At 65.5% G+C, this 22647-nt stretch carries 26 protein-coding genes; 9 read left to right on the top strand and 17 right to left on the bottom strand.

Annotated features, from left to right (window positions below):
* Window positions 1-125 precede the first annotated feature (125 nt).
* Window positions 126-353, top strand: a complete 228-nt coding sequence (locus tag BMX85_RS02215; protein ID WP_229210250.1) for a hypothetical protein — start codon at window positions 126-128, stop codon at window positions 351-353.
* Window positions 354-605: 252 nt separating this feature from the next.
* Here BMX85_RS02215 and BMX85_RS02210 read toward each other — a convergent pair whose 3' ends face one another.
* A complete protein-coding gene (locus BMX85_RS02210) occupies window positions 606-1499 on the bottom strand; it encodes a PAS domain-containing protein (protein ID WP_090314048.1) in 894 nt (297 codons plus the stop codon).
* 332 nt (window positions 1500-1831) lie between these two features.
* On the bottom strand, window positions 1832-2215 hold the full coding sequence (locus BMX85_RS02205) for a hypothetical protein (RefSeq protein ID WP_090314047.1): 384 nt from the start codon (window positions 2213-2215) through the stop codon (window positions 1832-1834).
* 185 nt (window positions 2216-2400) lie between these two features.
* Here BMX85_RS02205 and BMX85_RS02200 point away from each other — a divergent pair, with 185 nt between their 5' ends.
* Window positions 2401-5436: a sensor histidine kinase gene (locus BMX85_RS02200; RefSeq protein ID WP_143067881.1), complete on the top strand. Its 3036-nt coding sequence runs from the start codon at window positions 2401-2403 to the stop codon at window positions 5434-5436.
* 33 nt (window positions 5437-5469) lie between these two features.
* Here the strand turns inward: BMX85_RS02200 and BMX85_RS02195 are convergent, their stop codons facing one another.
* Window positions 5470-5883, bottom strand: coding sequence for a hypothetical protein (locus BMX85_RS02195; protein ID WP_090314045.1), 414 nt, complete (start codon window positions 5881-5883; stop codon window positions 5470-5472).
* 149 nt (window positions 5884-6032) lie between these two features.
* Here BMX85_RS02195 and BMX85_RS02190 point away from each other — a divergent pair, with 149 nt between their 5' ends.
* A complete protein-coding gene (locus BMX85_RS02190) occupies window positions 6033-6719 on the top strand; it encodes a hydrolase (RefSeq protein WP_090315155.1) in 687 nt (228 codons plus the stop codon).
* Window positions 6720-6745: 26 nt separating this feature from the next.
* Here the strand turns inward: BMX85_RS02190 and BMX85_RS02185 are convergent, their stop codons facing one another.
* The 10 genes from BMX85_RS02185 to BMX85_RS02145 form a co-directional block, all read right to left on the bottom strand.
* The gene (locus BMX85_RS02185) at window positions 6746-7369 is read right to left on the bottom strand and encodes a response regulator (RefSeq protein WP_090314044.1); all 624 of its coding nucleotides are present in this window, start codon (window positions 7367-7369) and stop codon (window positions 6746-6748) included.
* Complete coding sequence (locus BMX85_RS02180) at window positions 7348-8196, bottom strand: sensor histidine kinase (protein ID WP_090314043.1); 849 nt, start codon at window positions 8194-8196, stop codon at window positions 7348-7350. The genes BMX85_RS02185 and BMX85_RS02180 overlap by 22 nt, the downstream gene beginning before the upstream one ends.
* A 2-nt stretch (window positions 8197-8198) precedes the next feature.
* Window positions 8199-8744 (bottom strand): Dps family protein, encoded by a 546-nt coding sequence (locus BMX85_RS02175; RefSeq protein ID WP_090314042.1) that lies wholly within the window; start codon window positions 8742-8744, stop codon window positions 8199-8201.
* Between the two features lie 185 nt (window positions 8745-8929).
* Window positions 8930-9772 (bottom strand): alpha/beta fold hydrolase, encoded by an 843-nt coding sequence (locus tag BMX85_RS02170; protein WP_090314041.1) that lies wholly within the window; start codon window positions 9770-9772, stop codon window positions 8930-8932.
* Window positions 9773-9862: 90 nt separating this feature from the next.
* Window positions 9863-10033, bottom strand: a complete 171-nt coding sequence (locus BMX85_RS30360; protein ID WP_177196629.1) for a hypothetical protein — start codon at window positions 10031-10033, stop codon at window positions 9863-9865.
* A gap of 31 nt (window positions 10034-10064) precedes the next feature.
* Window positions 10065-11042 (bottom strand): MBL fold metallo-hydrolase, encoded by a 978-nt coding sequence (locus BMX85_RS02165; protein WP_090314040.1) that lies wholly within the window; start codon window positions 11040-11042, stop codon window positions 10065-10067.
* 69 nt (window positions 11043-11111) lie between these two features.
* Window positions 11112-11951, bottom strand: a complete 840-nt coding sequence (locus tag BMX85_RS02160; protein WP_090314039.1) for an alpha/beta fold hydrolase — start codon at window positions 11949-11951, stop codon at window positions 11112-11114.
* A gap of 92 nt (window positions 11952-12043) precedes the next feature.
* Entirely contained in the window at window positions 12044-12262 is a 219-nt protein-coding gene (locus tag BMX85_RS02155) for a hypothetical protein (RefSeq protein ID WP_143067880.1), read from the bottom strand.
* A 130-nt stretch (window positions 12263-12392) separates the two neighbouring features.
* A complete protein-coding gene (locus BMX85_RS02150; RefSeq protein ID WP_143067879.1) occupies window positions 12393-12665 on the bottom strand; it encodes a hypothetical protein in 273 nt (90 codons plus the stop codon).
* A gap of 36 nt (window positions 12666-12701) precedes the next feature.
* Complete coding sequence (locus BMX85_RS02145) at window positions 12702-13328, bottom strand: response regulator (protein WP_090314036.1); 627 nt, start codon at window positions 13326-13328, stop codon at window positions 12702-12704.
* A 148-nt stretch (window positions 13329-13476) separates the two neighbouring features.
* Here BMX85_RS02145 and BMX85_RS02140 point away from each other — a divergent pair, with 148 nt between their 5' ends.
* On the top strand, window positions 13477-13743 hold the full coding sequence (locus tag BMX85_RS02140; RefSeq protein WP_090314035.1) for a UBP-type zinc finger domain-containing protein: 267 nt from the start codon (window positions 13477-13479) through the stop codon (window positions 13741-13743).
* A gap of 15 nt (window positions 13744-13758) precedes the next feature.
* Here BMX85_RS02140 and BMX85_RS02135 read toward each other — a convergent pair whose 3' ends face one another.
* The gene (locus tag BMX85_RS02135; RefSeq protein WP_143067878.1) at window positions 13759-14163 is read right to left on the bottom strand and encodes a hypothetical protein; all 405 of its coding nucleotides are present in this window, start codon (window positions 14161-14163) and stop codon (window positions 13759-13761) included.
* 170 nt (window positions 14164-14333) lie between these two features.
* Here BMX85_RS02135 and BMX85_RS02130 point away from each other — a divergent pair, with 170 nt between their 5' ends.
* Window positions 14334-15779: an NAD-dependent succinate-semialdehyde dehydrogenase gene (locus BMX85_RS02130; RefSeq protein WP_090314033.1), complete on the top strand. Its 1446-nt coding sequence runs from the start codon at window positions 14334-14336 to the stop codon at window positions 15777-15779.
* A gap of 18 nt (window positions 15780-15797) precedes the next feature.
* On the opposite strand, the gene BMX85_RS02125 is transcribed toward BMX85_RS02130, so the two are convergent.
* Together BMX85_RS02125 and BMX85_RS02120 are read right to left on the bottom strand one after the other, a co-directional pair.
* Window positions 15798-16589: an SDR family NAD(P)-dependent oxidoreductase gene (locus tag BMX85_RS02125; RefSeq protein ID WP_090314032.1), complete on the bottom strand. Its 792-nt coding sequence runs from the start codon at window positions 16587-16589 to the stop codon at window positions 15798-15800.
* A gap of 19 nt (window positions 16590-16608) precedes the next feature.
* Window positions 16609-17526, bottom strand: a complete 918-nt coding sequence (locus BMX85_RS02120; protein WP_229210249.1) for an alpha/beta fold hydrolase — start codon at window positions 17524-17526, stop codon at window positions 16609-16611.
* Window positions 17527-17661: 135 nt separating this feature from the next.
* On the opposite strand from BMX85_RS02120, the gene BMX85_RS02115 reads away from it, so the two are divergent.
* The 4 genes from BMX85_RS02115 to BMX85_RS02105 all read left to right on the top strand — a co-directional run bounded on the left by BMX85_RS02115 (window position 17662) and on the right by BMX85_RS02105 (window position 21925).
* Entirely contained in the window at window positions 17662-20619 is a 2958-nt protein-coding gene (locus BMX85_RS02115; RefSeq protein ID WP_090314031.1) for a sensor histidine kinase, read from the top strand.
* Between the two features lie 4 nt (window positions 20620-20623).
* Window positions 20624-20749, top strand: a complete 126-nt coding sequence (locus BMX85_RS31285) for a hypothetical protein (RefSeq protein WP_255372367.1) — start codon at window positions 20624-20626, stop codon at window positions 20747-20749.
* Complete coding sequence (locus tag BMX85_RS02110) at window positions 20749-21363, top strand: response regulator (RefSeq protein WP_090314030.1); 615 nt, start codon at window positions 20749-20751, stop codon at window positions 21361-21363. The genes BMX85_RS31285 and BMX85_RS02110 overlap by 1 nt, the downstream gene beginning before the upstream one ends.
* A gap of 88 nt (window positions 21364-21451) precedes the next feature.
* On the top strand, window positions 21452-21925 hold the full coding sequence (locus tag BMX85_RS02105) for an FKBP-type peptidyl-prolyl cis-trans isomerase (RefSeq protein ID WP_090314029.1): 474 nt from the start codon (window positions 21452-21454) through the stop codon (window positions 21923-21925).
* Window positions 21926-21959: 34 nt separating this feature from the next.
* Here BMX85_RS02105 and BMX85_RS02100 read toward each other — a convergent pair whose 3' ends face one another.
* On the bottom strand, window positions 21960-22559 hold the full coding sequence (locus BMX85_RS02100) for a TetR/AcrR family transcriptional regulator (RefSeq protein WP_090314028.1): 600 nt from the start codon (window positions 22557-22559) through the stop codon (window positions 21960-21962).
* Window positions 22560-22647 lie beyond the last annotated feature (88 nt).

The following is a 22647-nucleotide window of genomic DNA, read 5'->3' as shown; positions in this document are numbered from 1 at the left end:
GCGAGCAATATTTTAATTCCGGAATGATAGGAAGCTGACATTGACTTTGAATCTGTGTCGCCCATACTCTCGTTGCACGTCACTTTGATCGGGATCAAATGTCCCTCAACCTTTTGCAAAGGATCATGATGAACGCACTCCTATCCCCCCGTCTGGAATCCGTCCCGAAGAATGATGTCACTCAGCAGCGGCACGACGAACAAAGCAGCGCCGTCGTCGAACGCGGCATCACCGTGCAGGCGAGTTTCAACACGATTTGCGCGATCGAATATATGAAGTCCCACAATGTCGCCCCGCAGGTGATCGAACGCGTGCTGCTCAATCCGGAACAGCGGCGCAAGGCGCATCACTGACTGCAACATGAACCGAGTTTGTGTTTAGTTATGCACACATCATGTTGACAAGAATTTTTTTAAAATAATTTCGTGTAACAATCGATGTAACCGTAAGTCGTTGATTTACAAGGGCTTTAATTTTGCCTTTTGGATGGGCAGTTTGTAGAAAACCGCGTCGTTACAGGCTTCCCGCGTTGTCAATGGGGTGTTGTCCACATAGATATCCACAGAGGCTGTGGATATCCAAAAAAACGCTTAACAATCCGTAGCTTAGAGCGATTTTTTTAACGGCGGCAAAACGCTGGCCACCACAATGTATGGCGTGGCCGGTTCTTCGAGCGGACTGACCGTCACGCGCAGGCGCACTTCCTGGCCATCGCGGCGCCAGGCGGTGACGACGTCGGTCCAGCTTTCCCCCTCTTTGACGGCTTGCAATGCATCGGCCAGTTGGTCCTGCGGGTACGATGGCGGATGCAGCAGGCGCAGGTCGGCGCCGATCAGCTCGTCGCGGGTGAACTGCAGCACGCTACTGAACTTGTCGTTGACGGTGGCGATCCTGCCGTGCCGGGTCAAGGTCATGATGATGGCGTGCTGGTCGACGGCCGCCAGCAGCCGCTGCGCGTGGTCCAGTTGCGTCTGCAATGCCACCGTCTGCCGGTGCGCTTCCTCCAAGCCGTGATACGCGCGCAACGACGAAATCACCGTCGTGAACAGCTTGCGCGTGGTCAGGTCGGTCTTGCACCAGAAATCGTTGATGTCGTAATCGAGGATGATGCTGTGTTCCAGCGCCTGTCCCGGCTGGCCGGTGCGCAGCACAATGCGCACCAGCTGGTTATGCAGCGCGTCGCGGATCTGGCGCGCGACGTTGAGTCCGGCGTCGCTGGTCTCCATGATGACGTCCAGCAGCACCAGCGCGATGTCGGGGGTGTTGCGCAGGGTATTGAGCGCTTCCTCGCCGCTGTACGCATGCAGGAAGCTGAGCCGGCGTCCCAGGAAGCACACATTGCTAAGCGAGAACTTGGTGACCACGTGGACGTCGACGTCGTCGTCCACGATCAGTACCCGCCACGGCGGCGGCGCCGACGCCGTTCCCGCCTGCGGCGCGCCGGCCGGTGCAACCTCGTCTTCTATCATCCAATCCGTGTCATCATCATTCTGGTTCATGCATCATTCCCGAGGCGAGTCTATGGAGGCCATGCGTACCCCCAGAGCCACACTATTCCTCACACGTACTTTTGTCAAAGGATTCCCCTGTGCGACGTGACATAGTTGTCTCCATCCCTACTTATGCACAGAAAAATATTTTTCAAGCGACCTCAAAAAGCTTGGCCACGAAAATATTTGATGTTGTAAGTGGTTGATTTTATTGGGGAAAAAATCTGCCTTCGGATTGGGCATTTTATTAAAACCCCCGCCGTTAAAGGCGTTCTCGGCTGTCAAGTGGGGGTTATTCACAACGTTATCCACAGTTGGTGTGGATATCTGCGAAATCCGCTTTAAATACGCTGGCTTACCGCTGTTTGCTGAGAAACAGCGTAGGCCGCGCCCATCAGCAGTGCCCAGACCAGCACGGCGTGCAACGCCAGCGCGCCGCCGACGACGGCATCGGCCTGGCCGCCGGCTAATGTCATGTAGGCCAGCAGCGCGATCGCCGGCGGCGTGCTGTAGGCGATCAGGCGCTGCGTGTGATGTGGCGCGCTGCGCGCCAGCATCCTGACCACGGTCCTGCCGTCCGCCATCATCCACGTCAGCGCTCCAGCCGAGAACAAGGCCCATCCCGGCATTTCAAAGCCCAGCATGCCGACGGCGTACGCCAAAGCCAGCAAAAGGCCGCTCAGGGGAAGCGGGCGGACCGGCACGGCGGTGGTGGGCTTGTTCATGATGGTACTCGGTTGGCTGGGTAGGAGTATTCAGGATACGGGAGGGCTGATAATTGGTAAAATTTATTGTTCCTATGGTTTCGATAGTTATTTGCGTAGCGGGTGCGGCTGCCGCTGATGTGCCTGCGGAAAAAATCGCCTATGATGCGGGCTGTTAATTAATCTCTCGCGGTATGACCTTTCTATTGCTGTCGTTACGTCGGCTGGTGGTGTTGTTGGTGTTTGCGTCGTCAAGTGCGATGGCGCTGGACGGCAAAATTCCCCTGGACCAGCTGCATCACGATATCTGGACCGGCAAGGATGGCGCGCCAGCCCAGGTATCGTCGATGGCGCAGACCGCCGACGGTTGGCTGTGGATCGGCAGCGTCGACGGTTTCTACCGGTTTGACGGTATGCGCTTCCGGCGTTTCGAGGCATTGAACGGCGAGACGGCGCCCAAGCGTCCGGTGACCGCGCTGACGGCGCTGCGCGACGGCGATCTGCTGATCGGCTACCTGTTCGGCGGACTCAGCCGCCTGCACGGCGGCCACATCATGCATTACCCGGCGTTGGTGGGCAACGCGCCGATCGGGCCGGTGACGAGCGCTACCACCGATGAGCGCGGGCAGTTGTGGGTCGCCACCACCAGCGCGCTGCTGCAACTGCGCGGCGGCGCCTGGCGCGACGTCGGACCGGAGCTCGGCTTGCCGGCGGGCGAGGTGTCGAACGTGGTGGCGGACCAGTACGGCCAAGTCTGGGTCGCGGTCGGCCACGCCTTGTACGTGATGCCCGCCGGCGCCCAACGGTTCCGGCAGGTGCAGCGCCAGGACGTGCACACGGTTAACCTGATCGAGTCGCCCGATGGGCGCCTGTGGCAGGACCTGCACGACAGGCTGATCCCGGTGCCGGGCCAGCACCGGGGCCCGCTGATGCCGCGCCCGGCGTGGCTGGCGCAATCGCAGGGCCAGGAAAACGGCTTGTTCGACCGCGACGGCAACTTCTGGTCGCTGGCCTGTCCCGTCGGCGTGTGCCGCACCGCTGGCGTGGGCGCCATGCCCGGCCGTCAAATGGCGCCCAATGCCGGACCGCGCGACCGGCTCGACCAGCCCTGGCAACTCAGCAGCCTGACCGGCAACATTCTATTCGAGGACCGCGACGGCAGCATCTGGATCGGCACCCAGGCCGGCGTCGAACGCTTCCGCCACAACCGCCTGGCGCCGGTCGCCCTGGCCGGCGGCGGACGCACCTTCAAACTGGCGCGCGACCACTTCGGCCAGGTGCTCGCGCTCAGCCTGCCGTCGGGGCGGGTGTGGCGCCTGCGCGCCGACGGCGCCCAGGCCATCGATGAAGGCTTCCCGCCGGGCAACGTGGGCGCCATCGGCAACGCCCGCGATGGCGCCTTGTTGCTGGCCCGCCCGAACGGACTGGAAGTGCGCTATCCGAACCGTTCCGAGCGCATTGCCTATCCATCGAACCCGGCCGATCCCGCCGGTCCGGTGGACGTGTCGCGCGTGTTCGATGACGGCGACGGATTGTGGGTGCGCATCGCGCGGCGCGGCCACTTCCGGTTCGCGGGCGGGAAGTGGACCAGCGAGGTCGATTTGGGCTTGCCTCCGGGTAGCTTCGTCGGCGAGGCGGGCGCCCGCAGCGGCACGCTGTGGCTCGGCTATGACAATGGCGCGATCGTTTATTTCGATCATGGCAAGGTCACGCGTTACCCGCAATCCCTTGAGAACGACATCGGCCCCATCACCCATCTGCATGTGCTCGGCGACGAGGTGGTGGCCGGCGGCGCCGGCGGCCTGGCGGTGCTGCGCGGCGGCGCGTTCCAGCGGCTGGCCGCCGCCGATGCCGATGTGCTGGCCGGGGTCTCGGGCACCGTCGTGGGCGCCAACGGCGACCGCTGGCTCAACGGCAGCAAGGGCGTGGTGTACGTCAAGGCGGCCGACTGGCAAGCGGCGGCGGGCGCGCCCGGCGTGCCGCTGAAGTACATCCTGTACGGCGTGCTGGACGGCTATCCGGGTTTTGCCGACACCAGCACGCGCCGACCGTCGGCGCTGGGCGGCGTCGACGGCCAGTTGTGGTTTGTCGGCGCCACCGGCATGGCCCGTCTGGATACCACCACCTCCTATCCGGCGCCGCACGCGCCGTCGGTGGTGGTCGAAACCCTGGTGGCCAGGGGCGAGCGCCACCTGGACTTTTCGAAGCCGGTGCGACTGGCCCCGGGCACGACGTCGTTCCGCATCGAGTTCACCGCCCTCAGCTACAGCATGCCGGAGATGGTGCGCTTCCGCTATCGGCTGGAGGGCGTCGATGCCGACTGGCAGGATTCCGGCAACCGCCGCGCGGTGTCGTACACCAATGTGGGGCCGGGCGATTACCGCTTCCGCATCGCCGCCGTCAACGAGTTGGGCCAGTGGAACGCGCGCGACACGTCGATCGACGTGACCATCCTGCCGACGTTTGCACAGACACCGCTGTTCTACGGCCTGTGCGCGCTGGCGGCGGCCGGCGCGCTGTATCTGCTGTACCGCTTGTGGCTGCGCCAGGCGACCCTGCGCATCGCCGCGCGCATGGCCGAGCGCGAGCGCATCGCCCGCACGTTGCACGATACCTTCCTGCAAAGCGTGCAGGGGCTGGTGCTGGGTTTCCAGACCGCGATGAGCGCCTTGCCGGAGGATTCGTCCACCCGCGCGCGGCTCGAGCGCATGCTGCTGCTGGCCGACCGCGTGATCGAGGAGGGACGCGACGAGGTGCAGGACCTGCGCTCGAGCGCGATGAGCGACGGCGATCTGGAGCGCGGGCTGACGATCGTCGGCGAGGTGCTGCAGGAAAGCCATCAGAGCGTGTTCAGCCTGCGCAGCGAGGGCGCCGCGGTGGATTTGACGGAAGACGCAAGTTGCGAGGCCTACAGCATCGGCCGCGAGGCGCTGATGAACGCCTTCCGCCACGCCGGCGCCAAATCGATCCAGGTGACGTTGGGCTACGGCGCCGGCCAGTTCGTGCTGCAGGTGGCCGATGACGGCAAGGGTATTCCCGCGGAGATACTGGCCGATGGCAAACGCGCCGGCCACTGGGGCTTGCCGGGCATGATGGAGCGCGCCGCGCGCATCGGCGCCACATTGACGATCGACAGCCCGCTGATCGGCACGCGTGTCAGGCTGGCGGTTCCCGCCGCGCTGGCCTATGTCGGCCAGTCGCGCTGGAAGCGTTGGCTGCGGCGTTTGCGGCGGCGGGGGTAGCGAAGCGCCGCCGCGCACGGCAGGCTTGCGCGGCTAAGCGGCCGGCGCCGTGCCGATCGCGGCCAGCAGTTGGCGCACCGCGCCGTGCGCCATCACCACTTCCGGCGCGTCGTGCAGCAAGGCGTTGTACTTGGCGCGGAATTCCATGTCGCCTTGCTCGGACGGGCCGATCAGCGCCTCGACCGCGCGGCGGAACACCAGCGCGTCGGCGGCGGCGATGGTCTCCGGTTCGTCGAGCCGCTCGTCTATCTGCGCCATCAGCCCGGACAGCTTTTGCAGCCAGGCGAAATGCGGGTGGTTGGTCACCAGCTGCAACAGCTCGAGCGGACTGCCGACCGCGCCAAAGTACTGGGTTTCGATGTGCAGCAATTGCTTGTGCAGGTCGCGCAAGCCGCGCGCCAGCGCGTTCAGCTGCGCGCGTTGCGCGGCGTCGTCCGGTGTGGTCATGTCAGGTCCGTTGAGTAAAATATTGAAGTGCGATTTAGCGGCCAGCTTAGCAGACTTGCCAGCTCGCCGGCGCCTACATTTAGATAGTGGCGCTCGCCCGGTCCGGCGCCTAACATGATCGTTCCCCTATACACCATATGGAAGCCATCATGATGAACCCAAAACTCGAAGTCCTGACCCCGACCAACTGCCAGCTGATCTTCATCGACCAGCAACCGCAGATGGCGTTCGGCGTGCAGTCGATGGACCGCCAGGTACTGAAGAACAACACCGTGGCGCTGGCCAAAGCGGCCAAGATCTTCAATATCCCGACCATCCTCACCACCGTGGAAACCCAATCGTTCTCCGGCCACACCTATCCGGAATTGCTGGACGTATTCCCAGGCAAGGATATCCTGGAACGCACGTCGATGAACTCGTGGGACGACCAGAAAGTGCGCGACGCGCTGGCCGCCAACGGCAAGAAAAAGGTGATCGTTTCGGGCCTGTGGACCGAGGTCTGCAACAACAGCTTCGCGTTGTGCGCGATGCTGGAAGGCGGCTACGAGATTTACATGGTCGCCGACGCGTCGGGCGGCACGACCAAGGAAGCGCACGATTTCGCGATGCAGCGCATGATCCAGGCCGGCGTGGTACCGGTGACCTGGCAGCAAGTCATGCTGGAATGGCAGCGCGACTGGGCGCACCGTGAGACCTACGATGCGGTGATGGCCGTGGTGCGCGAGCATTCCGGCGCGTACGGCATGGGCGTCGATTACGCTTACACGATGGTGCACAAGGCGGCGCCGCGCACCACCAGCGACCACAAAACGCTGGCGCCAGTCGCAGCGAAATAAGCCGGTTCATGGCGGCGTGACCGTGGTCAGAAAACGCTCAACAGACCACGCCTCGCCGCCACGGTCGCGGCCTCCGTGCGGCTCGCCACATTCAACTTGGCCAGGATATTATTGACGTGGAACTTGACCGTGCCCACCTCGATCGCCGCGCTGCGCGCGATCATCTTGTTGCTCTTGCCCGTGGCCAGATGCGCCAATATTTCCAGTTCCCGGCGCGACAAACGCGTCGTCTCGGCGCGCTCTGCCAGCTTGCCGGCCACCTCCGCCGGCAAAAACTTGTGCCCGGCCGCCACCGCCTTGATGCACTTGGCCAACTGCTCGGAACCGCTATCCTTCAACAGATACGCCATCGCACCGGCCTGCAAGCCGCGATATACATCCTCGTCGCCCTGATAAGTCGTCAGGATGATGATGCGCGCCTGCGCATCGCCTGCGCGGATATGCCCGATGGCGTCGACGCCATGCATCTCCGGCATGCTCAAATCCATGACGACCACGTCCGGCCGGTGCTGCCGGTACAGCGCCACCGCCTGCAAGCCGTTGGCCGCCTGCGCCACCAGCCGGAACTCCGGCATCGAATTGATCAGGGCGCTAAGCCCGGCGAGGATGAGCGGATGATCGTCGGCGATCAGGATGGAGGTGGTGTCCATGGCGGATTTCCCTTCAGGGTGATGTGAAAAGCGGTGCCGTGCGGCTGGCGCGAGGTGCTCCAGATGCGCCCGCCGTGCGCCTCGATGATCGTGCGGCAGATCGACAGGCCCAGGCCCGTGCCGCCCGGCTTGGTGGAAAACAGCGGATCGAACAGCCGCTCGGCCAGTTTGGCGGAGACGCCGACGCCGTTGTCCTCCACGCTGACGCGCAAGGCGCCGGAAATATCGGCCAGCGTCGAGCGCAGCTCCAGCCTGCGGGGCCGGTCGTGCACATCCTTCATCGCCTCGATGGCGTTGAGCACCAGATTCATCATCACTTGTTGCACCTGCACGCGGTCGGCATACAATTGATGCTCGCCCAGCGCCAGGCCGTCGCAGACTTCAATACTGTGTTTATTCAACTCCGCGCGCAGCAGGCGCAGCACTTCGCGCAGCGCGTCGTCGACGCCGAACAAGGTCGGCACCGGACTGCTCTTGCTCGACATGCCGCGGATGCTGCGGATGACGTCGCCGGCGCTCGCGCCGATGTGCATGATCAGTTTCAGCGCGTCGCGGGCCTGCTCGAGCTGTGGCGGGGTGTGCGTCAGCGCGTTCAGGCCCACTTCCGCATGCAGCACCATGGCCGCCAGCGGCTGGTTGACTTCGTGCGCGATCGACGCGGCGAATTCGCCCATGGAGGTGATGCGGGCCAGCCGTGCCAGTTCTTCCGTGGCATGCTGCAGCGCTTGCTCGGCTTGCAGCCGGCGCGCTTTTTCCTGCTGCAGGCGGCGGTACAACTGCTCGTTATCGAGCGTCAATACCGCCGCGTTGTCCATGGGCTTGGGCATCGTTACTTGGCGGTCTGGGTCTGCGCCGCCAGGTGCTCGCCGATGAACCAGCTTTGCAGCTCGTTGCTGCGCACCACCTGGCTGACGATCAGGTCGTTGGTGCCGTCATCGCCGGCCTCGGCGGCCGCGCGCGCCAGCGGACGCGCTTCGACCAGGATGGTTTCGTGCGAGTCGAGCAGCCGGCCCAGCTGGGCCAGCGCCGATTCGCGGCCGCGCGGGGCGGTGCGCGAAATGGTCGACTCGTCGGCGATGTCCTGCGCCAGCGCGAAGGTCACGCCGCCAAGGGTCTGCACGCGTTCGGCGATGGCGTCCATGATCACCACCTGTTCGGTGTAGTGCTTGTCGAACAGCAGGTGCAACTGGTGGAAGGTGGCGCCCGAGGTTTGCCAGTGCGCTTTCTTGTAGGCATCGCGCATGGCCATGGTATGGGCCAGCAGGCGGTTCAAGGCGCGCACGCCTTGCGAGCGCACTTCCGCGCTCAGGCCGATGCGCACGTTGGCCAGCGCGCCGAAGTCTTGCAGGATGTCGGAGGGTTTCTCGTTGCTCATGATGTGCTTTCAAAGTGTTCCGCGCCGCAGTCCGCATGGGGGCACCGGATGCTCACATTATCCGGCGCGCGGCCGGATAATCCCTTATCCGAAAGAGTGACGTGGAATGTTCATTGGGGAGGGGGATCGACTACCCGATAGGGGTACCGGCTTGCCGCCGGCACCGCTACCGCCAGGCGCGAGGCTCAGGACTTGAGGAAGTCCAGCAGGTCGGCGTTGAGCTTGTCCTTGTGGGTGGTCGGCAGGCCGTGCGGCGCGCCTTCGTAGATTTTCAGCGTGCCGTTCTTGACCAGCTTGACGGCGGCCTTGGCGGCGGTGTCGATCGGGACGATCTGGTCGTCGCTGCCGTGCACGAACAGGGTCGGCACATCGATCTTTTTCAGGTCTTCGGTGAAGTCGGTTTCCGAGAACTGCTTGATGCAGTCGTAGGCGTTCTTGATGCCGCACTGCATGCCTTGCGCCCAGAAGGTATCGCGCACGCCCTGCGACGGCTTGGCGCCTTCGCGGTTGTAGCCGTAGAACGGCAAGGTCAAATCCTTGAAGAACTGCGAGCGGTCGGCCAGCACGGCGCTGCGGATGCCGTCGAACACCGACATCGGCAAGCCGTTCGGGTTGGTGTCCGACTTGACCATCTGCGGCGGCACGGCGCCCACCAGCACCGCCTTGGCGACGCGGCCGGTGCCGTGGCGGCCGATGTAGCGCGCCACTTCGCCGCCGCCGGTGGAGTGGCCCACCAGGGTCGCATCCTTCAGGTCCAGCGCGTTCATCAGGGTCGCCAGGTCGTCGGCGTAGGTGTCCATGTCGTTGCCGTTCCACGGCTGGCTCGACAGGCCGTGGCCACGGCGGTCATGGGCGATGACGCGGTAGCCGTTGCTGGCCAGGAAGATCATCTGGTCTTCCCAGGCGTCGCCTTGCAGCGGCCAGCCGTGGCTGAAAACCACGGCCGGGCCGGTGCCCCAATCCTTGAAATGGATGCGGGTGCCGTCTTCGGTGATGACGCTGTCGACTGAGAGTTTGCTGTTGGACATTTGATGCTCCTTGATGGGTGGGGGGATACTGCCATAGCAGTGTAGTCAGCCCGTCGAAGTAAAGCTCCTGCCAAAAGGCCAGTCCATCGCTCAGCGTTTGGGTGGGCGTTCCTCTTTGGTGATGCTGACGGCGATCGGATCGCTGGAGGGGAAGGTTTCCTCCAACGCCTCGTCGAGCACGTCTTGCTCGTGGGCGGACGGCCGCTCGGACGGCGCCGGCGTGGCGGGGGAGGGGGGAGGCGATGCGTCTGGCTTGCTCATGGTGATCCTTTCAGGTGGCGATTCACTGCGTTTATTGGGGGACGGCGTTGGATGCCGGCGCGCCGTCGTAGTTCACAGGCAACCAGTCATAGCGGCCGTCGCGCTGGCGGATGTGGCCGAGGCCGGGAAAGGCGATATGCGCCGCGCCTACGATCATGTGCTTGCTGGCGGCCATTTGCAACAGGCGCACGCGTGTACCGTGCGCGTCGTCCTCGCTGCTGTCGTATTTGACGGTCGCCCGCGGGTGCGGCAGCTGGATCGCGGACACGTGGACGATGTCGCCCCAGATCAGCAATTGCTGGTTTTTATTTTTCACCAGATACATTGCGTGCCCGGGGGTATGACCGGGCGCGGGCAGCGCCTCGATGCCGGGTTCGAGCGGGCCGAACGTGCCGTAGGGCTGGTAGCGGCCGGCCGCCTGGTAGGGCGCGACGGCGGCCTGGGCGGCATCGAAGAAGGTCGACAGGAAGTCCGGCGCCTTGGCCTTGTTGGCCGCGGTCAGCCAGTAGTCGGCCTCGGCTTGCGACAGCCGCAGCACCGCGTTGGGGAAGGCCGCCGCCCCTTGCGCCATGATGCCGCCGGCGTGGTCCTTGTGCAGATGGGTGATCAGCAGCTCGTCGACCTGTTCCGGGCGGTAGCCGGCGGCGCGCAGGTTGGCCAGCAGCTTGCCGCAGCAGTCGCCGTACAGGGCGCCGGCGCCGGCGTCGACCAATATGAGTTTCTTGCCGGTGTTGATCAGGAAGGCGTTGATCGAGCCTTGCACCGGCTGCGCCAGCTCGGCGTCGGCCAGGTCCTGTTTGATCGCGTCCGGCTTGATGTGCGTCATCACGGTATCGATGGGGAAGGCGTGGCTGCCGTCGGACAGGGCGGTGATTTCGTAGTCGCCCAGCATCATGCGGTAGTAGCCGGGCGCCTGGGTGCCGACCAGCGGCGCGGCGGCGCGGCCGGCCGGGGCCAACAAGGCGCAGGCCACGGCCAGTGTCGCGGCCAGGAGTTTGGTACGATTCATGCGGGAGTGCTCCTGTATCAACGATGGGTGCGTTGATGCTAGCGGAACACAAGCCGCGTCGCCCCTGTCTTAGGGCAGGGTACGGTCGTCGATGATCATGCCTGGCGCGTCAAGCAGGCCCATCACCGCGTCGACGATGGCCGCCGGTTGCCCGTCCTTCACTTCCACCACTTTGATGTCGCCGAAAGGCTTACGGGCGGTACGCAGCTGGGCGGCGCTGGTTTCGATGCCGTCCCACTCGGAAGCGCGGGCGCGCCAATAGGCTGGCTTGGCCGCTTGCGCCGCCTGGGCGGCCGCCGATGCCGGACCAATGTCGGCGTTGAAACTGGTGGCGGGATAGGCGCAGGGGGCGCCGGGGTTGCCCTGTTCCGCCGCCGTCAGGCAGGCCAGCGCGCTATCGAGTTGTGCGGCCCGGTCAGCCGGCAGCGCATCTTCATGCATCGGCTGTACCAGGACCAGGCCGGTGACGGCCGCGCCGCGCGACCGCAGCGCGAAATGTTGCGCCACCATGGCGCCGTAGCCTGCGCCCACCACGACGAAGGGCGCCTCCAGCCGCGCGTTCTTGATCAGGAAGTTCAAATCCTTGCTGGCGTTGGCGACTGTGGAGGCGCGGATGATCGGATCGCTCGAACCGAGCCCGGCGCGGTCGTAGACGCAAGCGCGGGTGCGCTTGGCGACTTCCGGCAGGACCGCCGACCAATCCCATCCGGCACGGCCGATGTCGGCCTCGAACAGCACGGTCGGTGAACCCTTGCCGATGCAATACATATTGAGTTTGCGCCCGCCGACATCGACCTTGATTTTGGGGCCGGCGAGGGCGTCCTGTCCCGCTGGCGGAGCTGCATGGCCGCTGGCGCTGGCCAGCAGGAGGGCGGCGGCGACGATGGCCGGGAGCGTGGAATTGGTCATGAATTTAAATATGAATTATAAGAACCACCGGGGTCAAGTCTGACATTCGGACACGAGCTCAGGAGCTACGTGGCTGAGCTTGTGTCTGAATGTCAGACTTGACCCCCGCCCGCCCACTTGTCATCGACCTTGATGATGAACGCGGAGAACTTCGGATTGATCCAGAAGCAGTCGAGGTCGTAGTAGCCGTACTGTCCATGCTCGTCCAGGTCGGTGCCGTCGAACTCCGAGAAATCGTGCTGGTACAGTTCCATCACGTGGCGCACCACAAGGCGCTCGCTGGTGTGCGCCAATCGTACTTCAATGCTCATAAGAGTCCGACCGGGTCGCCGATTGCTCCTCGAACCGTGCGCGTGCCGGGCCCGACGATCGTTGTTTGTTCCCGGAAAAATTACTATTTTATCACGGGCTTTGGCGTTTTGATCGTCGGCCGGCGCCGGCTTACAGGTCGGTTTCCGCCTCGGCGATGGTCTCGCGCACCTCGTCGGCGAAGCCGAACTGCACCTCGTGGCCGCCGGGGCCGTCCTGGTACATGAAGTGCACCGGGCCGTCGTCGTCGGCGACGATCCAGGCGTCGACCTCGGCGCGTTTGTGCGGATCGGCCAGGCTGGCCACATCGATTTTTTCCCGCATGCCGGGCCGCAATTCCTTGACGACGGCCTTGGTCCGTTCCGTGCTGACCGGGATGTAAGTTGCCGCGTGACGATCTATCATGGTGCCTCCTTGTTGTTGAATAGCGAGTTTAGCCGATCACGCCAGATGCACGAGTCCGCGACGCGCGGCGACCATGGCGGCCTCGGTGCGGGTGCAGACGTTGAGCTTGGACATGATGCTTTTGACGTGGAATTTGACGGTGCCGACGCCAATGCCGGCCGCGCGCGCGATGACCTTGTTGCTCATGCCGGTGGCCAGGTGGCCGAGGATGTCGCGTTCGCGCGGCGTCAGCTGGTTGCCGTGGATGCGGCTGGCCAGTTTGAGGGCCAGTTCCGGCATCATGTATTTTTTACCCGACAGCACGGTGTGGATGCAGGCCATCAGGTCGTCGAGCGGGGCGCTTTTGAGCATGTAGGCGCTGGCGCCGGCGCGCATGCCGCGGTCGGCGTCCTCCTCGCGCTCGTGGCCGCTCAGGATGATGATCTTGGCGTCCGGCCGGCGCGCGCTGATGCGGCCGATGGCTTCGATGCCGTCGCAGTCCGGCATGTTCAGGTCGATCAGCAGCAGGTCGGGCTGCAAGCGTTCGCACATTTCGACGGCCTGGCTGGCGCTGCTGGCCTGGCCCAACAGTTTGAAGTTGTCCTCCGATTCGATCAGCGACGCCATGCCGGCGCGGATCAGCGGATGGACGTCGGCGATGACGATGGATGCGGAAGTGTTCATGTCGAGCTCCTCTGTGTTGTTGATGAGCTCATTTTGCGCAACATTGCCCGGCGCCGATAGTTATACCTTGGTATGGTGCCCGCCAAAAGACCAGGAGGCGGTGGCGCCGCCGCGCGGTAAGATGGCTCCATCTTAAGGAGGAGCGACCATGGGCAACAGCTGTGCACACCTGAACCTGATCCATACGCGCGGCGCCAACACGGCAGGCTGCGAGGAATGCCTGAAGACCGGCGACAGCTGGGTACACCTGCGGGTGTGCATGATCTGCGGCAAGACCGGTTGCTGCGACGATTCGAAGAACAAGCACGCGAGCAAGCACTTCGCGGAGACGGGCCATCCCATCATCCGCTCGAAGGAACCGGGCGAGACGTGGGGCTGGTGCTATGTCGACCGCAAGATGTTCGACCCCATTTGAACCGCGGCGGAGACGTTATCTCAGCTTGGGCACGTTGTCGCGCGACAGCATCACGCCCTTCGGGACCTGGTCGGCCGAGAAGAACAACCAGTCGTGGTTGCCCAAGCTGATGTTAACGCCCGGCACCCGGAAGTGGCCGCTCAGGGTCGCGGTGAAGAAAATCTGCGGGCTGTCGTCGTAGCGGGCATCGAGCAGCACCACGAACAGTGACGAGCCGCCGGCGTCCAGGGTGAGGCCCGTATCGCTCAGCGCGACGATGCGTCCGTGTCCGGTTTGCAGCAGGCCGCCCAGCGAGCGCGCATAGACGAAGGAGAGCAGGGTGCCGGCCCGCTGCCATTCGCGCAGCTTGGCCTGGGATTCCTCGGCGCGGCTGACGGCAGGCACGCCGGCTAATTTCAATGTCGCAACATTCGAGTTCATGGTCGGAAAGTCCTTTCACGCGATGGTTCCATTTTGCGCCAAGGGCCGGCCCGCGGTCCACCAGAATCGGCATGACCAGCGGCGCGATACCGAGTTGTCGTATTTCTGGCAAAGTAGAGGATGGAGCGGGCGACCGCCGCACGCATACACCACCTGATTGGAGATTCTCAATGACCAACGCAAGCTATCCCGACGTCCGCCTTCTGATCGACAACGAATGGCGCGAAGCCGCCGGCGGCAAGACCATTCCGGTGCTCAATCCAGCCACGGGCCTGGCCATCGGCACGGTCGCCCACGCCAGCATCGCCGACCTCGACCACGCCCTGGCGGCCGCCCAGCGCGGCTTCGATGCCTGGCGCAAGATTTCCGCCTTCGAGCGCACCGCCATCATGCGCCGCGCCGCCAGCCTGCTGCGCGAACGCGCCGACGCCATCGCCCGCCTGCTGACGCAGGAGCAGGGCAAGCCGCTGGTGCAGGCGCGCGGCGAAGCGCTGGCCGGCGCCGACATCATCGACTGGTTCGCCGCCGAAGGCATGCGCGTCTACGGCCGCATCGTGCCGTCGCGCAACCCGGCCGCGCAGCAACTGGTGCTCAAGGAGCCGGTCGGCCCGGTCGCCGCCTTCACGCCGTGGAACTTCCCGATCAACCAGATCGTGCGCAAGCTGGCGGCCGCGCTCACCACCGGCTGCTCGTTCCTGTGCAAGGCGCCGGAAGAGACGCCGGCGTCGCCCGCCGCGCTGATGCAGTGCTTTGTCGACGCCGGCGTGCCGCCGGGAACGGTCGGCCTGGTGTTCGGCGACCCCGCCGAAATTTCCGGCTACCTGATTCCGCATCCGGTCATCCGCAAGGTCACCTTCACCGGCTCGACGCCGGTCGGCAAGCAACTGGCCGCGCTGGCCGGCGCCCACATGAAGCGGGCGACGATGGAGCTGGGCGGCCACGCGCCGGTCATCGTGGCCGAGGACGCCGACGTCGCGCTGGCCGTCGCCGCCAGCGGCGGCGCCAAGTTCCGCAACGCCGGCCAGATTTGCATCGCGCCGACGCGTTTCCTGGTCCACAACAGCATCAAGGCCGAGTTCACCCGGGCGCTGGTGGCGCACGCCGAGAGCCTGACCCTGGGCGACGGCATGGCCGACGGCACCACGCTCGGCCCGCTGGCCAACGCGCGCCGCGTGGCCGCGATGAGCCAGGTGGTCGAGGACGCGCGCAGCAAGGGGGCCGAGGTGGCCACCGGCGGCCAGCGCGTCGGCACCACCGGCAACTTCTTCGCGCCGACGATCCTGGCCGACGTGCCGCTCAACGCCATGGTGTTCAACGACGAACCGTTCGGTCCGATCGCGGCGGTGCGCGGCTTCGACACGCTGGAGGAGGCGATCGCCGAATCGAACCGCCTGCCGTTCGGGCTGGCCGGTTACGCGTTCACGCGCTCGATCAAGAACGCGCACCAGCTGATGCACAACGTCGAGGTCGGCATGCTGTGGATCAACCAGCCGGCCACGCCGAGCGCCGAATTGCCGTTCGGCGGCGTCAAGGATTCGGGCTACGGTTCGGAAGGCGGTCCGGAGGCGCTCGAGTCCTATCTGAACACCAAGGCGGTGTCGATGGTCGGCGTATAAACGCCGCTCCCGCTGGCGTCAGAACGCGCTCTTGACGACGCCGCCATCGACGCGCAGCGCGGCGCCGGTCGTCGCCGACGCCAGCGGGCTGACCACGTAGGCCACCAGCGAGGCCACCTCCTGCGGCGTGGCGAAGCGCTTGATCAACGAGGTCGGCCGGACGTGCTCGAAGAATTCCGACTCGACCTGCTCGGCGCTCTTGTCGCTCGAGCGCGCCAGGTCGGCGACGAAGTCGCCCACGCCGCGCGACTTCGTCGGCCCCGGCAGCACGCTGTTGACGGTGATGCCGGTGCCGGCCACCGACTCGGCCAACCCGCGCGATACGGCCAGTTGCGCGGTCTTGGTCATGCCGTAATGAATCATTTCACTCGGAATTTGCACCGCGCTTTCGCTGGAGATGAAGACGATGCGCCCCCAGTTCGCGCGTTTCATTTCCGGCAGCACCAGCCGCGCCAGGCGCACGCCGCTCAGCACGTTGACGTCGAAGAAGCGCTGCCAGTCCTCGTCGGGAATATCCTCGAACGCCTTGGCTTCGAAGATGCCGAGGTTGTTGACCAGGATGCTGATGCCGGGGTGCCGCCGGACCACGTCGTGCGCCGCCTCGGCGTTGCCCAGGTCGCCCGCGTAACCGAATACCGTGCCCTGCGTCTCCCGGCGGATGCGCTCGACCACCTCGTCGACCCCGGCCTGCGAGCGGCCGTTGACGATCACGTGCGCGCCCTCGCCGGCGAGCGTGTGGGCGATCGCGTAGCCGATGCCGGCGGTGCTACCGCTTACCAGGGCCACCTTGCCCTTCAATTGCAAGTCCATGTCGCTTCTCCCGTGTCGATCACTTCAAAAATTGAACCAGTTTAGGCACCACTTGCGCGGTGGCCTCCTCCATCAGCCAATGCCCGCTGCCCTTGATGACCACGCCCTCGACGTTCTGGTCGACCAGGCGCGCCTGCTCGATCAGGAACTGGCCGGACGCTTTTTCGCCGGTCAGCACCAGCATCGGCATCGTCAGCGGCGTTTTCATGTACTCCCCGAACTCTACCGCGTCCTGGGCAAACGCGCGGAACACTTCGAAGCCGGCCGCCATGTGGCCCGGCTGCGCGTATTCGGCCGCGTAGAACTTGCGGTCGGCTTCGCTCAGCGATTTGGTTTTATCGGCGGCGAAATCGTTCCAGAAATGCTCGAAATAGGTGCGTTCGCGGCCCTTGACCAGCGCCAGCGGCGTCTCGCCGTAGAAATGGAAGTGCCACAGGTCGCGCAGCAGCCAGACATCCTTCCAGTTGCCGACGCCCGGCAGGAAGGCGTCCATCAGCACGATCTTGCTGACTTCCTTCGGATACTGGGCGGCATAGGCATACGCCACCATCAGGCCGATGTCGTGGCCGACGATCTTGGCCGACTTGATGCCCAAGCTCGCCGCCAGCGCATGCACATCCTGCGCCATCGCCGATTTGGTGTACGGCCCGGCGGGCAGGCCGGACTGGCCAAAGCCGCGCAAGTCCGGTGCGATGACCAGATGGTCCTTCGCCAGCTGGGCCATCAGCGGCAGCCACATATGGCTCGACTGCGTGTAGCCGTGCATCAGGATGACCGGGTCGCCCTTGCCGGCGGACAGGTAATGCAGCTTGACGCCGTTGGCTTCGACGAAGTTGCTTTTGGGGCCTTGGCCTTGAGCCTGGGCCTGCGCCTGGCCGAGCGCGACGCATAGCATCAGCAAACCGATTTGAAACAACCTGGGGATAGTGCCTCGCATGATGACCTCCTGTGGATAAAATCGCAGCATAGCCAAGCGCCGACGGCGGAGATACCCACGATCGGGTGATTTCTATACAATATTCGCCGTAGCGGAATATTTAATAATTACAACTACTTGACGTTTGCTTCCTTCATGAAAAGTCCACTAGCCGGTGCCCGGATGGTGCTGGCGTCGCTGGCGCTGGCCGGCTGTTGCTTGCTGCCGCCCGTTTGCCAGGCGGCCGTCGCCCAGCGCCCGCCGATCGCCTTGCACCACACCAGCTGGACGGCGCGCGACGGCGCCCCGGCGCTGGTGTTGTCGATGACCCAGACCAGCGACGGCTGGCTGTGGCTGGGCGGTCCAACCGGCCTGTATCGGTTTGACGGCATGCAGTTCGAACCGTTCGCTCCCTCCAACGCGGCGTTGTTGACGAAGAACGTCAGCGCGGTCAGCGCGGCGGACGGCGGCGACCTGTGGATCGGCTACCGCACCGGCGGGGCCGGCTCGCTGCGACAGGGACGTATCCGCAACTACGACGAGCGCGACGGCTTGCCGCGCCGCGCCGTCTGGAGCTTCGCGCATGACGGCATCGGACGCACATGGGCGGCCACCGCGCAGGGCGTGTTTTATCTCGAGGGCGAGCGCTGGCGCGCCGCGGCGGCTGCGTGGGATCTGCCGGACGGGCGCTACAAAACGCTGCTGCGCGACCGCCGGGGCGTGCTGTGGTTGCAGGGCGATAGCGGGGTGTATTCGCTCGCGCCCGGCGCCACGCGCTTCGTCAAGGCGCCGGTCGACAGCGGCACCGGCGTGCTGTTCAACCTGTCCGATGGCAGCGTGGTCAGCTGGGATGCCGCGCACGCCCGCTTCAACCGGCTGCCCGGGGGCAAGCCGGTGGCGCAGCCGCCGCTGTGGCAAAACCTGGGCGACCCGACCGCCTTGCTGTTCGACCGTGGCGGCGACCTGTGGGCCGGCTTCACCGAGGGTGTGGAATACCGCGGCCGGGGCGGCATCGCGGCCACGCGCCCGCCGCAAGGCTTGAGCGGGCGCACGGTCGGCGCCATCTTCGAGGACAAGGAAGGCAATATCTGGACGGCGACCTCGACCGGCATCGACCGGTTTCGCAGCGCTCGCCTGACGAGAATCGACGTGCCCGAAGCGGCGCTGGGCGCCGCCATCCTGGCCGACGACGACGGCGGCGCCTGGGTCGGCGGCTACCACGTGGCCGCCGACGCCGCGGGCGTGGTCCGGCTGACTGCGTTGTGGCCGCCGGCGCGGGGCGGATGGGGCAACCTGCTCACCGGCTATGCCCGCACCGGCGACGTGCTGTGGGGCGCGACGTACGGGGCGCTGCGCCGGGTGCACGGCGGCGACAGCCGCGAGGTCGCGTTGCCCGCCGCCGCCGCCGGCGTGATGGTGCAGTCCGTCCTGGCGGAAGACGACGGCAGCGTGCTGGTGGCGCCCCAGCGGCATGGACTGTTTCGGCTCAAGCCCGGTGGCGGCTGGCAAACGTTGAGCCATCCCGGCGAAATCAGCGTCATGGCCCGCTCGCCGTCGGCCGGGTTGTGGGTGGGCTACTACCCCGGCCTGGTGGCCCGCGCGGACGGGGACGGCTGGCGCCGCTACGGCCCGGCCGAGGGACTGTCCATCGGGCTGGTGATGGCGCTGCACCTGCGCGGACCGCATGTCTGGGCCGGCGGCGACAACGGGCTGGCGCTGTATGAACAGGGCCGCTTCAGGCGGGTCGGCGGCGTCAATGGCGAGAATTTCGATGGCATCTCGGGCATCGCCGAACTGGCGAGCGGCGATCTCTGGCTGAACGCGACGGCGGGCCTGTTCCGCATTCCCGGCGCCGAGATCGCCCGCTTCAAACGCGATCCGGCTTACCGGGTGCGGCACGAGCGGCTCGACCAGCTCGATGGACTGGAGGGCGCCGCGCCGCGGCTGGCGCCGTCGCCGTCGCTGGTGCAGGCGTCCGACCAGCGGCTCTGGGTGGTGCGCTCGACCGGCCTGTTCCGCCTGTCGCCGGCCGAGCGGGCGCCGTCCGCGCCGGCGCACCCGGTCATCATCAAGGCGATCGGCGCGCCGGGCGCCGCCCAGCCGCTGCGCCGGGATGCGCGCTTCGCCCCCGGCAGCTCGGCCTTGCAGATCGATTACACCATTCCCTCGCTGGCGCTGCCCGAGCGCGTGCGCTTCCGCTATCGCCTCGAAGGTGTCGATAGCGGCTGGCAGGACGCCGGCGCGCGGCGCAGCGCCTATTACAGCAACCTTGGCGCCGGCGACTACCAGTTCCGCGTGATGGCGTCGGACTACAACGGCGCCTGGTCGGACCAGCCGACGTCGGTGCGGTTCTCGATCGCCCCGGCCGTCACGGAGACGTGGTGGTTCAAGGCGGCCTGCGGCGCGCTGCTGCTGTCGGCCGCCTGGCTGGCCTACCGCCTGCACATCGGCCGCATGACGCGGCAAGTCACCAGCCGCCTGCAGGCGCGCGCCAGCGAGCGCGAGCGCATCGCCCGCGAGTTGCACGACACCTTGCTGCAATCGGTGCAAAGCCTGATCCTGCATGTGCACGCGGCGGCGATGCGGCTGCCGGCCGCCGACACCACCCGCGTGCAATTGGAAACGGCGCTGCGGCATGCCGACAATGTGGTCGACGAGGGACGCGGACGGATACTGGAATTGCGCGGCGACGACGTTGGCGAGCTTTGCTTCCCGGATGCGGTGCTGGCCGCCGCCGCGCGCCTGCAGCCGCCCGGGGCCCGGCCGGTCGAGCTGAAAATGCGCGGCGCGGCGCGCCAGTTGCATGCGGCGATCGGCGGCGAGGCGCTGGCGATCGTCACCGAAGCCCTCGCCAACGCCTACAGCCATGCAAAAGCCGATAAAATAGAAGTGGAGCTTCAGTATGGCGGCCGCGAACTGCGCTGCATCGTTCGCGACGATGGCGTCGGCATTCCCGCCGACGTGGTCAACGACGGCGGACGCCCGAACCACTGGGGCATGCGCGGCATGGCCGAGCGCGCGGCGCGGATCAACGCCAGGCTGGCGTTGCGCAGCGACACGCGGGGCACCGAATGGCAGCTGGCATTGCCGGCGGCGCTGGCATACACTCGATAGGGTGATGGAAAGTTTCATCGGCGATGTTACGCTCACGCGGGTCAATGGAGGAGCGCTGCGATGGCAGGACATGGGGCAGGGCAAGGGGAACAACAACGGGCAGGACAAGGCGGCGCAACCATCAGTGTGATGATCGCCGACGATCATCCGTTGCTGCGCAGCGGGATCGCCGCCGTGCTGGCTTGCGACCCCCAATTCCGTGTGGTGGCGGAGGTCGGCAACGGCGACGAGGCCGTCGCGCATTACCAGCGCCTGCGTCCCGACATTACGCTGATGGATTTGCAGATGCCCGGCCTGAACGGCATCGACGCCACCACCGCCATCCGGGGCATCGATCCCCACGCGCGCATCATCATCCTGACCACCTTCGGCGGCGACGTGCAAGTGTCGCGGGGGCTCAAGGCGGGGGCTTGCGGCTACATCCTCAAGAACGTGGCGCGCACCGAATTGAGCGACTACATCGTTGCCGTATATGGCGGGCGGCGGCCGCTGTCGCGGCAAGTCGCCGGCAACCTGGTCAACAGCTTCCAGCGCGACGTGCTGAGCAAGCGCGAGATCGAAGTGCTGCGCCTGGTCGCCGAGGGCAATTCGAACCAGCGCGTGGGCGGACAGCTGGGCGTGAGCGAGGACACCGTCAAGACGCACATGAAAACGGTGCTGCAAAAGCTCGACGCGCGCGACCGCACGCACGCGGTGACGATTGCCTTGCGCCGTGGATACTGGGAAAGTTCGTCGCTGGAGTGAGGGGAGGCGGGCGGGTATTGGCATATCGGTAGCCGACCTGTATGCTGCCGGCGACGCCCCTCACCAACAACCAACACGAAAGACCACCATGAACAAGCTGTTTTCCACCTGCGCCATCGGCCTGACGCTCACCCTGGCGCTGGCCGCCTGCGACAAGACCAAGCCGCCCCAGCCGGCCACCACCGAGGCCGTGCCGAACGCCGCCAACGTCGCGCCGGCCGTCGTCGCCTTGCAGAAGATCGATACGGTGACCGGCACCGGCAAGGACGCCGTGGCCGGCGCCACCGCCGTGGTCCACTACACCGGCTGGCTGTACGAGCCGAACTCCCCGCAACAGCACGGCGCGCAGTTCGACTCGTCGAGCGGCCGTCCGCCGTTCAGCTTCCCGCTCGGTGGCGGCCAGGTCATCAAGGGTTGGGACGAAGGCGTGCAGGGCATGAAAGTCGGCGGCAAGCGCACGCTGATCATTCCAGCGGCGATGGGCTACGGCGACAGCGGCGCCGGTCCGATTCCGCCCAACGCCAACCTGATCTTCGACGTCGAGCTGCTCGACGTGCAATAAGCCGGCGCGCTGGCGCGGCCCGCCTCCTGCGAATTCAGGCGGGCGCGGCGCCGCCGCCAGGCACGGCCGACAACGCTTGCTCGGCCACCGCTTCCAGCATCTCCCGGCTGAAGCCGGCTTTCGCCTGTACCGCCATGCCGTGCATCACGGCCATCAGAAACGCCGCCAGCGCCTCCGGGTTGGCGTGCGGCGGCAGATCGCCCTCGGCCTTGGCCCGGACGAAACGTTCCCGCAACTGTGTCTCGCCGGCCGCGCGGAAGTCGATCAACGCCTGCCGCACCGGCTCCGACTCGTCCGATCCCGCCACCGACCCGTTAATGCCAAGACACCCCGCTTGCTCCGGGGAGCGCGTGTTCAGTTCGACTGAACTGAACAGTATGTGCCGCGCCGCCTCGCGCGCGGTCGGCATTCCCAGCGCTTCCGGAATATGGTTCATGAAGCGTTCCTGATAGCGGTCCAGCACGCGGCGAAACAGCGCTTCCTTGTTGCCGAAGGCCGAATACAGGGCGGGGCGCTCCACACCGGCGGCCTCGGTCAGGTCGGCATAGGACGTGCCCTCATAGCCCTTGCGCCAGAAAACGCACAGCGTGGCATCGAGCACTTTGTCGACATCGTATTCGCGATGGCGTCCCATCAGATCACCTCACATTTAAAATAACGACTGTTACGAAATCGCTTGACAGCCCTTTCCAAAATTATATACTAATCGTTATCGTAACGGT

This window comes from Duganella sp. CF517 (genome assembly GCF_900110275.1).
Taxonomy (GTDB): domain Bacteria; phylum Pseudomonadota; class Gammaproteobacteria; order Burkholderiales; family Burkholderiaceae_D; genus Rugamonas.
This window is presented reverse-complemented; position numbering and strand designations above follow the sequence as displayed.

Coding starts and splice junctions, on each gene's coding strand:
- BMX85_RS02215 (WP_229210250.1), top strand. CDS start 126: ATGATGAACGCACTCCTATCCCCCCGTCTGGAATCCGTCCCGAAGAAT.
- BMX85_RS02210 (WP_090314048.1), bottom strand. CDS start 1,499: ATGAACCAGAATGATGATGACACGGATTGGATGATAGAAGACGAGGTT.
- BMX85_RS02205 (WP_090314047.1), bottom strand. CDS start 2,215: ATGAACAAGCCCACCACCGCCGTGCCGGTCCGCCCGCTTCCCCTGAGC.
- BMX85_RS02195 (WP_090314045.1), bottom strand. CDS start 5,883: ATGACCACACCGGACGACGCCGCGCAACGCGCGCAGCTGAACGCGCTG.
- BMX85_RS02190 (WP_090315155.1), top strand. CDS start 6,033: ATGATGAACCCAAAACTCGAAGTCCTGACCCCGACCAACTGCCAGCTG.
- BMX85_RS02185 (WP_090314044.1), bottom strand. CDS start 7,369: ATGGACACCACCTCCATCCTGATCGCCGACGATCATCCGCTCATCCTC.
- BMX85_RS02180 (WP_090314043.1), bottom strand. CDS start 8,196: ATGCCCAAGCCCATGGACAACGCGGCGGTATTGACGCTCGATAACGAG.
- BMX85_RS02175 (WP_090314042.1), bottom strand. CDS start 8,744: ATGAGCAACGAGAAACCCTCCGACATCCTGCAAGACTTCGGCGCGCTG.
- BMX85_RS02170 (WP_090314041.1), bottom strand. CDS start 9,772: ATGTCCAACAGCAAACTCTCAGTCGACAGCGTCATCACCGAAGACGGC.
- BMX85_RS30360 (WP_177196629.1), bottom strand. CDS start 10,033: ATGAGCAAGCCAGACGCATCGCCTCCCCCCTCCCCCGCCACGCCGGCG.
- BMX85_RS02165 (WP_090314040.1), bottom strand. CDS start 11,042: ATGAATCGTACCAAACTCCTGGCCGCGACACTGGCCGTGGCCTGCGCC.
- BMX85_RS02160 (WP_090314039.1), bottom strand. CDS start 11,951: ATGACCAATTCCACGCTCCCGGCCATCGTCGCCGCCGCCCTCCTGCTG.
- BMX85_RS02155 (WP_143067880.1), bottom strand. CDS start 12,262: ATGAGCATTGAAGTACGATTGGCGCACACCAGCGAGCGCCTTGTGGTG.
- BMX85_RS02150 (WP_143067879.1), bottom strand. CDS start 12,665: ATGATAGATCGTCACGCGGCAACTTACATCCCGGTCAGCACGGAACGG.
- BMX85_RS02145 (WP_090314036.1), bottom strand. CDS start 13,328: ATGAACACTTCCGCATCCATCGTCATCGCCGACGTCCATCCGCTGATC.
- BMX85_RS02140 (WP_090314035.1), top strand. CDS start 13,477: ATGGGCAACAGCTGTGCACACCTGAACCTGATCCATACGCGCGGCGCC.
- BMX85_RS02135 (WP_143067878.1), bottom strand. CDS start 14,163: ATGAACTCGAATGTTGCGACATTGAAATTAGCCGGCGTGCCTGCCGTC.
- BMX85_RS02130 (WP_090314033.1), top strand. CDS start 14,334: ATGACCAACGCAAGCTATCCCGACGTCCGCCTTCTGATCGACAACGAA.
- BMX85_RS02125 (WP_090314032.1), bottom strand. CDS start 16,589: ATGGACTTGCAATTGAAGGGCAAGGTGGCCCTGGTAAGCGGTAGCACC.
- BMX85_RS02120 (WP_229210249.1), bottom strand. CDS start 17,526: ATGCGAGGCACTATCCCCAGGTTGTTTCAAATCGGTTTGCTGATGCTA.
- BMX85_RS02115 (WP_090314031.1), top strand. CDS start 17,662: ATGAAAAGTCCACTAGCCGGTGCCCGGATGGTGCTGGCGTCGCTGGCG.
- BMX85_RS31285 (WP_255372367.1), top strand. CDS start 20,624: ATGGAAAGTTTCATCGGCGATGTTACGCTCACGCGGGTCAATGGAGGA.
- BMX85_RS02110 (WP_090314030.1), top strand. CDS start 20,749: ATGATCGCCGACGATCATCCGTTGCTGCGCAGCGGGATCGCCGCCGTG.
- BMX85_RS02105 (WP_090314029.1), top strand. CDS start 21,452: ATGAACAAGCTGTTTTCCACCTGCGCCATCGGCCTGACGCTCACCCTG.
- BMX85_RS02100 (WP_090314028.1), bottom strand. CDS start 22,559: ATGGGACGCCATCGCGAATACGATGTCGACAAAGTGCTCGATGCCACG.